The sequence below is a fragment of the Muricauda sp. SCSIO 64092 genome (assembly GCF_023016285.1).
GTDB lineage: Bacteria > Bacteroidota > Bacteroidia > Flavobacteriales > Flavobacteriaceae > Croceivirga.
Genome location: NZ_CP095413.1, coordinates 2,623,218 through 2,637,165, shown reverse-complemented (window position 1 = coordinate 2,637,165; position 13,948 = coordinate 2,623,218). Strand labels below are relative to the sequence as shown.

Here is a 13,948-nt window from a genome sequence, read left to right as displayed (position 1 = left end):
ATTATGTTAACGGTTACCAATGTTTCCTTTTCCTATAAAAACAAAGTGGTTTTATCCAACCTCTCCTTTACTTTGGAAAAAGGGGGCCATTTGGCCATTATGGGTGAAAGTGGTTCCGGCAAAAGTACCTTGTTAAAGGCAATTTATGGATTGCTCCATCTGGATGCGGGAACTATTTCCTGGGATAATAAACAAGTTCTGGGTCCAAACTATAATTTGGTGCCTGGGGAATCTTTTATGAAGTATGTATCCCAGGAATTTGATTTAATGCCCTTTATCAGTGTTGCCGAGAACATTGGTCAGTACCTCTCGGTTTTTGAGGGGGAAACCCATCAATCCAGAATACAGGAGCTTTTGGAACTTATTGGCATGGAACATTTTGCGGATGTCCCTATTAAAAACCTGAGTGGAGGCCAAAAACAAAGGGTTGCCCTGGCAAGGGCATTGGCCCAAGAACCTGAAGTATTGCTCTTGGACGAACCCTTTAGCAATATTGATCAATTTAAAAAAAATGAGCTTCGCTACCGCGTATTCCCCTATTTAAGGGAAAAAGGTATCTCCGTTTTGACAGCAACCCATGATAGCAATGATGTGCTTTCTTTTGCGGATACCATTTTGGTATTAAAAGATGGGAATATGGAGGATTATCAAGAAACGGAGCGGTTGTTCAAGAATCCAAAAAGCAGGTATGTGGCTTCACTTTTTGGAACCGTCAATGAACTTCCCCTAAAAGAATTGAAAGCATATGCGGAACGGGACATTTCCATATTGATCTATCCCCATGAATTTGAGATTTCAAGCAAATCCGGCCTTCAAGTATATGTGGTAAACAATCATTTTAAAGGGAGTCACTATTTGATTGAAGGTGTCTCCGAAAGTGGCAAGACCCTATTTTTTACGAACACAAAGGCCTTGGAAGTACATGTAAAAGTATTTCTAAATGTCTCCCTACAATTGGTGAACAGCCGTTTAAGAAATCTGACCGGACATGAATCCTGAGAGGATTGCAAAAGAACTATCATTTAAGGCCATTCGTAGCAGTGGTGCAGGTGGGCAACATGTAAACAAGGTTTCATCCAAAGTAGAGCTCAGTTTTGATCTGACCAAATCAAAAGGTTTAAGTGCTGTTGAAAAGGAACGTTTGTTATTGAAGTTAAAAAATAGACTGACCAAAGAAAGTCTCCTGATCTTGCAGTGTGACGAAGCCCGAAGCCAATACCAAAATAAAACCCTGGTGACCAAACGCTTTTTTGAGCTGCTAAAAAAGGGCTTGCAAGTTCCTAAAAAGAGAAAAGTTACAAAGCCCACCAAATCATCTGTTGAAAAACGGTTGAAATCGAAAAGAAAGGATTCGGAGAAAAAGGCGAACCGTAGAAGGCCGAATTTAGAATAGATTGCACTGTTGGCTCAATGACCCCATGGTCATATCCTACGACCTTTTTGCTTGAAGCGTCCCATAATTCTACCAAACCTACTTCAAACCATTCCGTAAAGGGCCCGTTGATGGAAATGTCCAATGCTCTCCTGTTTTTAAATTTCACTTGAATTTTCAGCTTAGTGTGCTCCTGTCATATATGAATTCAAACAAACGTCATAACTCCGTAGGCTACATCATAACAATTAACCAAAAATAATATCCCATCTATGACAAAAATCATTTTTTCCTTACCCTGTTAGGTTCAAATTTGCCAATGGATTTAATACTTTTTTGTCCTTTTTATGTTGTCACAACGCTTAAAGAGATTTTTATTTCAATATAGTCTGGTTCCTCCTAAAAAATGGCGCTTGCTTGCAACATTTTTTGTTGCCATCATCTTTGGGTTAGGGCTTTTCTTACTGAATTTCTCCAATGCTTCCTCCTATCTCTCAGACAATCCACAGGCCTGCGTCAATTGCCATATCATGCAACCACAGTACATCACTTGGACGCATAGCTCCCATAGGGAGACAGCAAACTGCAATGACTGCCATGTACCACATAACAACGTGTTGAACAAATATTTTTTCAAGGCGAAAGACGGGCTTTATCACGCCTCAGTATACACTGTCCGCGCTGAACCGGAAGTGATTAGAGCACGACCACCTTCCATTGAGGTCATTCAAAACAATTGTATTCGATGTCATCAAGATCAGGTGACAGATGCCAAAACAGCTGCGTTTATTTCAGAGCACCAAGCCAATCGTACGGATAGGACCTGCTGGGAATGCCACCGGGATGTGCCCCATGGGAGGGTAAGAAGTCTTTCGGCCGTAGGCGCACAGATAGAACCCATTCGTGAATACGCACCAGAAGATCTTTCCGTGATTCCCGAATGGCTTGAAAAATCAATGGATGACACCCAAACAAAAAACGAAAAATAGCATAAAATGAAAAATTGGATTCTTTTTACCATAACAGCCCTTGCCGCTTTTCTATTGGCATTACTGGCCGTGAACATATTTGAGCGTAAATCGGAGGCAAAGTTTGCATACCAACCCAAAGTTGCCATTGATGGTATTGAGTCCAGGGATTCTGTCTGGGGATTGAATTATCCCAGACAGTATCAGTCTTATCAAAAAACCAAGGACACCACATTTAAAAGTTTATATGGCACTTCCGGTCATCACGATATTTTGGAATCCGACCCCGAATTGGTCATACTCTGGGCAGGTTACGGGTTTTCGAAGGATTACAATGCACCCAAGGGACATGCGTGGGCCATTACCGACCTACAGAAGTCCTTAAGGACGGGAGCTCCGATGGAAGCTGGGGAAGGCCCTATGCCATCTACTTGCTGGACCTGTAAGAGCCCAGATGTACCAAGGTTAATGAATGAAATGGGTGTTGCCGAGTACTACACTGGGAAATGGTCGGATTTAGGTTCAGAGGTAGTCAATCCTATCGGTTGTGCCGATTGCCATAACCCAAAGACGATGAAATTGACCATTACCCGTCCTGCTTTAATTGAAGCCTACGAAGCGATGGGAAAAGACATCAATGACGCCTCCCATCAAGAAATGAGATCTCTCGTATGCGCACAGTGCCATGTGGAATATTATTTTGATGGAAAGAAACCGGGCAAGGGAAATGCAAAGTATCTGACCTTTCCGTGGAAAGACGGCATGACCGTCGAAGGCATGGAGGAATACTATGATAACTTCCAATTTGCAGATTGGACACACCCATTGAGCAAAACACCTATGCTCAAGGCCCAACACCCCGATTATGAAGTGTACCTGACAGGAATCCATGCGAAGCGTGGGGTAAGCTGCGCGGATTGTCATATGCCTTACCAAACCGAGGGCGGTCAGAAATTTACCAACCACCACATAGGATCGCCATTGGACAATGTGGAAAACTCATGTTTTGTCTGTCACAGGGAAAAGGTTTCGGACTTGATGACGGATGTATATGATCGTCAGAGAAAAATAAAGGAAGGGACCAAAAAGCTCCAGAGGCTCATAGCTATGGCACATATAGAGGCTGCAAAGGCTTGGGAATTGGGTGCCACCGAAGAGCAAATGAAGCCCATACAGCAAGGTATTCGGCATGCGCAATGGAGATGGGACTATACGGTGGCCTCGCATGGAGCGGCATTTCACTCCCCTTTGGAAACCAGCAGAACGGTGACCTCAGCCACTGGAATGATACAGGAAACCAGGATAGAACTCAGCAGGTTGCTCGCAGATTTAGGATTTAATCAACCCGTGCCCATGCCAGATTTTAGTAGCAAAGAAGTACTTCAGGAATATATCGGTCTGGATATGCCAAAGCTCAAAGCCGATAAAGAAAGGTTCATCAAAGAAGTAATCCCCCAGTGGCTCAAAGAGGGAAAGGAAAGAGAGAATCAAACCCCAATCAATACCATATCAGTATCCAATTAAAACATTATTATGAAGTTGTTAAAATATTCCCTGGGCTTACTATGCTTTGTTTTAGCCCCCAAAACATCTTTTGGACAGTTTAACCTGGACGGACAGATGCTTATTCGAAGTGAATACCGGAATGGTTATAATGAACCCATTCTGGAAAATATGGATCCGGCAGGCTTTATAGCTCATCGGGCAAGGCTCCAGGCGGGCTATACATTAGATGATTTCAACTTTTTTATGAGTGTTCAGGATGTCCGTACCTGGGGTAGTACCCCTCAAGCAAATATCAGTGATGGTTTTTTATCCGTTCATGAAGCTTGGGGTGAATTTAAGGCCGGGGAGTATTGGAAAATTAAGCTGGGGAGACAGGAATTGAATTATGACAATGCACGATTCCTGGGAAACTTGGATTGGGCGCTTCAGGCCAGATCACACGATTTTGCCTTGGTTAAATATGAAAAAGGCAATAGCAAACTACACTTTGGTGGAGGTTTTAACCAGGTTGGACAACGGCTATCGGACAATTTTTTTTCCACACCCAACCAATATCGATCTGCACAGCTGGTTCATTATGAGGATGCCATTGGCAATTTGGATTTTTCCCTTTTATTTTGGAATGAGGGCAGGCAGAATCCAGCCTTAGACCCTACGGGTCAACCTTTGAACGATGATATACATTTTAGGCAGACCGTGGGGATTCCCACATTAAAAACGACACTGAACAAAACTACCTTAAGCGGATATTTCTACTATCAGTTCGGGAAAGATATCAATGGTTTCAACGTATCTGCCTATAACGCAAGTGCCCAAATCAGCCAGTTGATCTTTGACAATCAAGCAGGCAGAAAATGGCGGGCCACGTTGGGGTATGAGGTAATCTCGGGTACAGATGGAAACGTGCAGGGAACCAATAATAATTCGTATTCATTGCAATATGGTACCAATCATTTATTTAATGGTTTAATGGATTGGTTTTTTGTAGCCAACAGATGGGAAAACAATGTAGGACTGCATGACATCTACTTAAGAAGCCGGTATTCCTTTAATGATAAATTTTGGATACAAGCCAATGGCCATTTATTTTCTTCATATGCAGACCCTCTGGGTCTTAACGGAGAATTGGTTTCGGATAAGAGCTTGGGGACAGAACTTGATTTCACTTTTGGTGTCATCATAAACAATTCGGTATCATTGCAGGGAGGATACAGTCAACTCTTCCTATCGGATGCCTTTGAAAACACACAGATTGTTGAACTCAACAATACACAGAATTGGGCTTACTTGATGTTTGTTTTCAGGCCAAATAGCAAAGCCAAATTTATTGGGGTTTTACAGTAGTGTATGGATAAAAAGGGGCCAAGAGTGATGAAATGGTTGTTTTCTACCAAGATGAGTTTTGTATTGCTCTTGGCCATAATCGTGGCCATGGCCTTTGCTACTTTCATAGAGAATGATTTTGGCACCTTGGTAGCAAGAAACAGGGTCTACGAGGCGTGGTGGTTCGAACTCATTATGGCTTGGCTGGCCGTCAATTTCATTTTCCATATTGGACAGTACAAGTTGTTTTCAAAACGAAAGCTCGCTGTTGGCCTGTTTCATTCTGCCTTCGTTGTCATTATTATTGGTGCAGGGGTTACACGGTATTTTAGCCGGGAAGGAGTTATTCACATACGCGAAGGCCAAACGCAACATATTTTTTATTCTGCCGAAAACTATCTGCAGTTGACCAATAGCCATGACCAACATGCATTTTCCCATCAAGAATTTATCCCAAAAGTCTTTCAGCCAAATGAATATCCCATTTCAATCGCAGGGCAAAACTTTGTATTCAAAGCAGAGGAATACATAAAAGGAGCCAAGCAAGGCTATGGTCCCGGAGATCAAACCCTTATGGAAATTACTGCCTTGGATGGTGGCATTCGCAAGGACTTTAAATTAAACAAAGGCCAAAATTTTAAAGTTCAGGAAGTTACCATTAGTACAGCTGCTCTTAAAGAGGCTCAGATCCAGATGTTCCAAACGGACTCCATATGGATGATCAAATCCACCTTTCCCATACAACTGATGAAGATGGCCAATCAAGAGATGAGTTCATTGGATTCAGGGATGGTAGCGCCCCTTGAGCTAAGAACCATTTATCAATGGGAATCAGGTTCGTTTGTCATACGGTCCATATTGGAAAATGTGCAACCCATTCTGGAACCGGAACCCGATGAAAAGTTGGCCAAGGACTATCTTGATGGGGTCAAAATTTCCATTTGGGACGATAAAGGAAAAAAGCTAAAAACGGGGTATTTCCATAAAGTCAATCGAAATCCCGAGTGGATGGAATTTGAATATGAAGGAAGTACCTATCACTTCACCTACGGCCCCAAAGCTGAAACATTACCTTTTGCCCTTCACCTTAGCGACTTCCAGCTAGAACGGTATCCAGGGTCTACAAGTCCTTCTTCTTATGCCAGTGAAGTGATCGTACATGACAATGGCAACCAATGGCCATTTCGTATTTTCATGAACAATGTACTGGACCATGGGGGTTATCGGTTTTATCAAAGCTCATACGACTCGGATGAGAAAGGAACTGTTCTTGCCATTAATCAAGACAGGCCCGGAACCTACATTACCTATTTGGGTTATTTTTTACTGGCCTTGGGTATGATATGGGCACTTTTTGCACCTGGGAGTAGGTTCCAATTTCTTATGAAAAAGCTGGGCAAACCGGATAAGAAAGTAGCCATTATCATCCTGATGATGTGCTCACTTATCGCAAATGCCCAGAAAGATACCATACCGTCATGGTTCGTTCCCAAAGAAAAAGCACAGGAATATGGAACGCTTATTGTCCAAGATTTGGACGGCAGGATGAAGCCCATCAATACATTGGCCAATGAAATAGTTCGTAAGATCTATGGCAAAACACAAATAAGCGTAACTACGGCATCAGGTACAGTATCCCTAACACCTGAACAGTTTTTATTGGCGGTCCAGCTTGCACCCCAACATTGGACAAGTATGCCTATAATTAAGGTTGATCGGAAAAAGGGGGGTGATGTGTTCACCTTTCTTGATCAAGAGCCTGTTTCACATCTCCGCTTTGAAGATTTTACTACCGACAAGGGAGCGTACAAGCTTTTATCCCTTGTAGAGGAAGCCAATAAGCTGAAACCATCGGAACGAACGGAATGGCATAATGAAATACTTAAGATAGATGAACGATTTAATATTTTTTATGGCCTATTGACCGGGGATTTTCTTAGAATATTCCCCAACAGGCTCGACCCTAATAATACTTGGTTCACTACCAATCAATTCAATGAAGGATTTGAGGAAGAAGATGCCAATTTCGTTAAAAACATTAGTGGTATTTACCTAGCCCGATTGCGTGAAGGCATAGCCACCGGAAAGTGGAAAGAGGCAGATGACGTCTTTCATTATATCGATTTATATCAAAGAAAAGCGGGAGCAAATGTCTATCCAACTCAAACGAGAATAGATGCAGAATTGCTCTATAACAAAATCAATTTGGGCAATAGGCTATTTGCCCTATTTTGGCTCTTGGGATCGATTCTGCTTACGGTTGCAATTATTTTATTATTTAAACAGAATAGGCTACTGCAATTAATTTGGGCAATTGGCAGCGGCCTTGCCCTGATAGGTTGGTTGACCTTTACTTTTCATCTGGGCTTGCGATGGTTCATCGCTGAGCACCCTCCCTGGAGCGATGGGTTTGAAATGCTTGTTTTTGTGGCTTGGGGAGTACTTTTATTCGGATTGGCTTTTTCACGGAAAACCAGGTTTACCATTCCACTCGCATTACTTTTTTCGGGCACTTTATTGTTTGTCAGCTTCTTGGACTGGCTTAACCCGGAGATTACCAATCTCATGCCTGTATTGAATTCTTATTGGCTGAAAATCCATGTAGCCATCATTGTTAGTGGTTATGCCCCTTTGGCACTATCGGCAGTATTGGGGCTTATGAGTTTGCTCTTCTTGATTTTTAAGCCCAACAATCCAAGGGCCATATGGTGGAAAGCTCAAAAAGAATTGATTACGGTAAACGAGCTTTCGATCACTATTGGTCTGTTCTTGTTGGCCATCGGCACCTTTTTAGGGGGGGTATGGGCCAATGAAAGCTGGGGGAGGTATTGGGCTTGGGATCCAAAGGAAACGTGGGCTTTGATATCGGTTTTGGTCTATGCATTGATTTTACACCTCCGATTGGTGCCCGCCACCAAATCTGCCATTATCTACATACTGGCCAGTCTCTGGGGGTTTTCTTCGATAATCATGACTTCTTTTGGTGTAAACTATTACCTCAGTGGCTTGCATTCCTATGCAAAAGGGGATTCGGTACCCATTCCTGCTTGGGTCTATTGGACGGTAGGATTTCTCTTTTTGGTTTCAATATTTGCCATAATAAGCTTTCAAAAACTAAAGCCTGCTGAAAAAAAAGCATTGGTGTTTTGAAATTGATCCCTAGATGGAAAATTTGAATACGTATCATGTTCACCGGCTAAAGTCATATGATATAAAAAACTATGGCCTACAACACTATTTTGATTGGCTATAATTCGTAAAAAAGGGATTGGAAAACAAGTTGTCCCTTGAATTCGGACATAAGGACCAAATCGTATTTGTTCCCTGAAACTATGACCCCGAAGAATCATTGTCATGGAAAATGCCATTCCCATATCGGGATTGAAACAATGGACAAACTGAAAATCAGGGTTTAAAACGTACCCCGTACGTTCAAAATGATTCCATTTTAGGGTTAACCCATTTCGGGAACCTCATAAAAATACTGTGCCCTTTTGATCTTACCATTTTCTACTTGGTACATGCACAATTCATCAAAGGCCCATCTTCCAGTTTCCTTGAACGTTGCATCCATGGACATGGGCACCACAAAATGATTTGCCGCCACAATGGGATCCCCTACGGAACCACCATGGATTTCCTCAATGCCTTCGGCCCATTGCAAATAGCCGTTCCAAATGTTTTCCTTGCCCTTGGTCACTTTTTCTCCCGGCATGCCATCCATTTCAATACTTTCGGCATCGTCGGCATAAAGGTCATAGGCCTCTTTGTATTTTTGTTCGCGGCAAAGCGAGACCAACTGGTCCGCAACTTCTTGTGTAGTCATGGCTTTCTGTTTTTTGATTATGAACTCGTTTTAAGTTAGTAAAATTTGCTTTAAAAACATCTTTTACACCCATATTTTGCCTTTTTCTTGTTCCATAGCTATGGCTATGCAACGTAAAAAAGCCTTCATCTGAGCACAAAATCTTGTTTTTTCCCTAAATCCCACGAACTCAAGACAAGTTCTATCCTTAAAATTAACCAATTAAGCCTGTCATCCCATTAAGGAAAAGTTAAATGGGGTCCTTATTGAATGGCGGTTATAGTCGAATTTTGTCCATTGAACGTAATGGTATCCGAAAGGGTTTTTCCCAACAGGAGCTTTCCTATTGGCGCATTTGCCGAAACGCAAAAGATAATACCCCCGTCCACCTCAAATCTACCAGCGGAAATCGCAATATAATACCGGGCCCTATTGGTGCTTACCAAGCTTCCCAGGCCCACCTTGTTGGTTCGGGTTTTCAATGGAACTTTCTGAAGGGTTTGCTGCATCCGCTCCGCTTCCAGGAGTTGATATCCCAGTTTCTCCCGTTCCAATTGTAAGAGGGCACGTCCCGTTTCGTGCTTATCCCCTGCCGTACTTTTTACTTCGGAAAGCAAGGCTTCCGTTATTTTTTCAATTTCTGCATGAAGCCGATCTACCCTTAATTGCACATACCGTACACAAAAATGATGGGCAGCCTGTTTTGATTTGGATGAGTTCGACATTAAAAAAGCAATGTAAATACCGTTTCTTGATCGATGATTGAATGTAGTTTTAAACTGCCCCCGTGTTGTTGCATAATCTGCTTGGACAAACTCAATCCTATTCCGGTTCCCTTGTCTTTTGTGGTAAAAAATGGAACAAATATTTCATCTATCAATTCCTCGGGAATCCCGGGTCCATTATCCCTGACCTCAATATACTTCTTCCCATTTCGGTCCAGCGCCGCCCTTACCCAGATACTTCCTTTTTCCCTTCCCTCCAAGCTATGGATGGCATTCTTCACCAGATTGATCAGGACTTGTGTCAATTGTTTTTCGTCAATGAACAGTTCCAAATCCTTTGGTTCCGCTGTCCATTTAATTTCAATATTCTGGATGGGTTCCTTGGAGGTCAACAACTGAGTTTTATCAAATAGTTTTTTGGCCGGAACCAAGGCTTTATCAGGTTTTGGAACACTTAAAAAGCTACGATAGGACTGCACAAATTCCATCAAATCGCCCCCTTGTTCACGAATCACTTGCAGGCCTTTTATGGAACTCGCCATTTTGTCATTGCCAATTCCCTCGGAGGATTCCCGCTCCAATGATTTAAAATGTTTTAGAATGGAATCGGAAATGGAGGTTATGGGGGTAATGGTATTCATTATCTCATGGGTCAGGACCCGAATCAAGCGCACCCAGGAATCCGTCTCCTTTTCGTCCAATTCGTGATGAATGTCCTGGGCCACCACTAACAATAAGGATTGCTTGTCCAATGTTAATGGGGTCGATTTCAACGCCAATTGTTTTTGTTCCCGCTCATTGGTGAGTTGAAACAATTTCCGTTCAAATGGTTCAAAGGGCATGAAAATTTCATAAAGCCCTTCATCTATCTGTTTCAGTTGTTTAATATGGTTCAAAGGGCTGTAATTGAGCAATCTTTCCAGCGTAGGGTTGGAAAAAAGGATATGTCCCTTTTCATTGAACGTCATAATGCCAATATTCGCCTGTTTTAGGATTTCCTGATAATAGTTCTCCCTAATCTGAAGTTGCAGGTGTACCTCCTGGATCAATCCATTGACCCGATTAAGGCTTTGGTTCAGTTCCTTAAAGGATTCTATGGTGACCTTTTCGGGAAAACGAAGCGTAAAATCCTCGTTTCTAATGGCATCAAAGAAATAGGCAATCTTTCGGTTGGTACTGTTGATAAAGGAAATCAAGGAATATACCTGGGCGGTCAACAATAAAACTGAAAATCCTAATGCAATATACCATTTGGCGGTGATGGAAAATGCAATTGCAATTGCGGTAAGGGTAAGGAAAATGACCCTTACAATGAGCTGTAAGTAAAAGTTTCTACTGGCCATTTGCTTTTAAGCGTTTCATTTTGTTGTACAATGTTTGCCGGGACACCCCAAGTTGATCCGCCGCCGCACTGTAGTTGCCTTCATGTTCTTCGAGCGCCCGTGTAATCATTCGATATTCCATTTCGTCCAAGGTTTTTGGGCCATCTTCAAAGGACTGTGATGGTTTGGGATGAAGAAGAAAATCGGATGGCTTCAACACATTTCCTTCGGAAAGGATTACCGTTCGTTCCATGGTGTGTTGCAATTCCCTAATGTTACCGGGCCAAGGGTAGCCCTCCAATTTTTCCTGTGCCATATTATTGATACGGAGCCCTTGTTTGTCATATTTGTTGGCATAGCGCTTTAAAAAGAAATCGGCCAAAATCAGAATATCCCCTTTTCTTTCCCGTAGCGGGGGTACCTGGATGTGAATGGTATTGATGCGATACAGCAGATCTTCCCGAAACAGTCCATCGGCAACCATCTGTTCCAGGTTACAATTGGTGGCACAGATCAATCGAATATCCACTGCTATGGATTTGTTCGACCCAACCCGCACAATGGATTTGTTCTGTATTGCCGATAGCAACTTCGCTTGGGTCTGAAGGGATAGGTTGCCAATCTCGTCCAAGAACAAGGATCCTTGGTGGGCAGCTTCAAATTTACCAGCACGGTCTTCCTTAGCATCCGTAAACGCTCCTTTTTGATGCCCAAAAAGCTCACTTTCAAATAGGTTCTCGGCTATGGAGCCCATATCCACCCCAATGAAAACTTCATCCTTTCTGGAGGACAGACGGTGCAGTTCCCGCGCAATCAATTCCTTTCCTGTTCCATTTTCACCCGTTATGAGGACATTGACATCGGTTTTGGCCACTTTGCGGACCAGATTTAAAACTGCGGTAAGGGCTTTTGAATTTCCAATGATATAGTTTTTATCTTCATTGATCACCTGTTTAAGGTTGCTTTCCTTCTTTTTAAGCTGATTGATCTGTTTTTTGGATTGGCGTAACTCATAGGCCGATTTAACCGTAGTCAACAAACGTTCATTGTTCCAGGGTTTCAATACAAAATCCGAAGCCCCTTCCTTTAACGCTTTTACGGCCAAATCCACTGCACCATAGGCCGTCATCATAATCACCGAAGTGTTTGGGGATTTCTTTTTGATTTCCTTCAACCAAAACAAGCCTTCGTTTCCTGTATTTACCCCTGCCGAAAAATTCATGTCCAACAAAATGATATCGATATCCTGTAAATTGGGGAAAGACGATATTTGATTGGGACTAAAGAGCGTTTGAACGCTCTTATAATCGAACTGCAATAAAATCTCCAAAGCGCTCAATACGCTTTTATTGTCATCGATGACCAAAACCCTGGCGTCAATCATGGGAATATTCCTTTACCCTAAAACTACAAATTGGAACCAACAACATTTCCTATGTGTAAAAAATTTTGACATATTTTGTATAAATATTTTACACTCCAATAGTATTTGTCAAATATGTTTTGTCTTATAAAATTGATTTTCAGCATGTTAAAATCATGGCACAACAATCGCTTATAGTTTGGCATAGTATTTAAAAAATGAATTTAAAACACTTCTTTTTCTTACTACTCCTTCTAGGTCATGCTCAATTGTCCGCACAAAAAGTGTGGACACTGGACGAATGTGTTGCCTATGCCATAGAGCACAATCTACAGTTGAACGATTTTGACCTCAACACCCAATCCAACAAGGAAACCTACAGGCAATCCGTCCGTAACCTGTTGCCCATCATCAATGGTTTTGCCGATTATTCCATCAATTTTGGACGATCTATTAACCCAGAGGACAACAGTTTCGTGAACACCGAATTTTTCTCGAATAACTATTCCCTTCAATCCTCATTTGATCTTTTCCAGGGATTTCAGAAGATAAACAGTATCAAAGCTTCAAAGTTTTTGTACAAGGCCACAAAAGAAGAAAGCCTTCAGCAAAAGTACCTATTGGCCTTTAGGGTGATGTCCGCTTACTACGATATCCAATTTATTGAAGGACTTATCACCATTTCGGAAGAACAGGTCCAAATCTCCCAAACCAACTATGACCTGGTCAAAAAACAGGTCGATCTTGGAGCGATGGCAGGGGCAGATCTTTATGAGGCTGAGTCCTTGCTCCTGGCAGACAAATTATTGCTTACCCAAAACGAAAATAGATTGAAAGCCGCAAAGCTTACGTTGCTGCAAGCCATGAACATTGAGGGCCAAAGCGATATTTCCATACAACCGGAACTGATTTCTTCCGGTCCCAGTGAAGGTGTGGAAACAATGCTGTCCGATTCCATTTTTGTAGCGGCAAAAGACTTTATGCCTTCCATAAAGGCCCAGGGATACCGGGTAAAGGCGGCAAAAAAGCAATTGGCGGCAACACGGGGGGGCCTTTTCCCTTCAATTGCATTACAAACCGGAATAGGGACGGGTTATTTTGAAACCATTAGGGACACCCTTGGGGTCACCATTCCATTTCGCGACCAAATACGCGATAATACCTTTAGGTTCGTGGGAGCTTCCTTAAACGTTCCTATTTTTAATGGTTGGACATCACGTTCCAGGGTAAAGCAACAAAAGATTGCCCTGGACCGCGCCAAAAACAACGCCAAGATCACCGAACAGGAGCTGTATCAGATCATACAACAATTGGTCCAGGAACACGAAGCCCTCGCAGCCGAGACCGCACAGACCCAAAAAGGGATGGACTCACAAAGACTTGCCTTTTCCATCGCCCAAAAACGATATGAAAGAGGCATGATCAATGCCATAGAACTGGGGCAGGCCAAAACATTGTTTGCCACTGCCCAAAATCAAAATTTACAAGCGCAATTGCGTTTACGTGTCAATAACAGTACACTCGATTTTTATAGAGGTTTACCAATATTTAATATCAATTAGAA

At 42.4% G+C, this 13,948-nt stretch carries 11 protein-coding genes; 7 read left to right on the top strand and 4 right to left on the bottom strand.

What is annotated here, in order from left to right:
• Positions 1-3 precede the first annotated feature (3 nt).
• From L0P88_RS11090 to ccsA, 6 genes are all read left to right on the top strand, one after another.
• A complete protein-coding gene (locus tag L0P88_RS11090; RefSeq protein ID WP_247134638.1) occupies positions 4-999 on the top strand; it encodes an ABC transporter ATP-binding protein in 996 nt (331 codons plus the stop codon).
• Entirely contained in the window at positions 989-1,393 is a 405-nt protein-coding gene (gene arfB / locus L0P88_RS11085; RefSeq protein ID WP_247134637.1) for an alternative ribosome rescue aminoacyl-tRNA hydrolase ArfB, read from the top strand. The genes L0P88_RS11090 and arfB overlap by 11 nt, the downstream gene beginning before the upstream one ends.
• Positions 1,394-1,785: 392 nt before the next feature.
• Positions 1,786-2,361: a cytochrome c nitrite reductase small subunit gene (gene nrfH, locus L0P88_RS11080; RefSeq protein ID WP_247134636.1), complete on the top strand. Its 576-nt coding sequence runs from the start codon at positions 1,786-1,788 to the stop codon at positions 2,359-2,361.
• A gap of 6 nt (positions 2,362-2,367) precedes the next feature.
• Entirely contained in the window at positions 2,368-3,864 is a 1,497-nt protein-coding gene (gene nrfA, locus L0P88_RS11075) for an ammonia-forming cytochrome c nitrite reductase (RefSeq protein ID WP_247134635.1), read from the top strand.
• 9 nt (positions 3,865-3,873) lie between these two features.
• Positions 3,874-5,190, top strand: a complete 1,317-nt coding sequence (locus L0P88_RS11070) for an alginate export family protein (protein WP_247134634.1) — start codon at positions 3,874-3,876, stop codon at positions 5,188-5,190.
• A gap of 27 nt (positions 5,191-5,217) precedes the next feature.
• A complete protein-coding gene (gene ccsA, locus L0P88_RS11065; RefSeq protein WP_247134633.1) occupies positions 5,218-8,319 on the top strand; it encodes a cytochrome c biogenesis protein in 3,102 nt (1,033 codons plus the stop codon).
• A gap of 304 nt (positions 8,320-8,623) precedes the next feature.
• On the opposite strand, the gene L0P88_RS11060 is transcribed toward ccsA, so the two are convergent.
• The 4 genes from L0P88_RS11060 to L0P88_RS11045 all read right to left on the bottom strand — a co-directional run bounded on the left by L0P88_RS11060 (position 8,624) and on the right by L0P88_RS11045 (position 12,405).
• Positions 8,624-8,995 (bottom strand): nuclear transport factor 2 family protein, encoded by a 372-nt coding sequence (locus L0P88_RS11060; protein WP_247134632.1) that lies wholly within the window; start codon positions 8,993-8,995, stop codon positions 8,624-8,626.
• Positions 8,996-9,237: 242 nt separating this feature from the next.
• Positions 9,238-9,699, bottom strand: a complete 462-nt coding sequence (locus tag L0P88_RS11055; protein WP_247134631.1) for a 3-oxoacyl-ACP synthase — start codon at positions 9,697-9,699, stop codon at positions 9,238-9,240.
• Positions 9,699-11,042 carry a sensor histidine kinase gene (locus L0P88_RS11050; protein ID WP_247134630.1) on the bottom strand — a complete coding sequence of 448 codons (1,344 nt, stop codon included), beginning with the start codon at positions 11,040-11,042 and terminating at the stop codon, positions 9,699-9,701. Before L0P88_RS11050 ends, L0P88_RS11055 begins: the two co-directional genes overlap by 1 nt.
• Complete coding sequence (locus L0P88_RS11045) at positions 11,032-12,405, bottom strand: sigma-54-dependent transcriptional regulator (RefSeq protein WP_247134629.1); 1,374 nt, start codon at positions 12,403-12,405, stop codon at positions 11,032-11,034. The genes L0P88_RS11050 and L0P88_RS11045 overlap by 11 nt, the downstream gene beginning before the upstream one ends.
• 197 nt (positions 12,406-12,602) lie before the next feature.
• On the opposite strand from L0P88_RS11045, the gene L0P88_RS11040 reads away from it, so the two are divergent.
• Positions 12,603-13,946, top strand: a complete 1,344-nt coding sequence (locus L0P88_RS11040) for a TolC family protein (protein WP_247134628.1) — start codon at positions 12,603-12,605, stop codon at positions 13,944-13,946.
• Positions 13,947-13,948 lie beyond the last annotated feature (2 nt).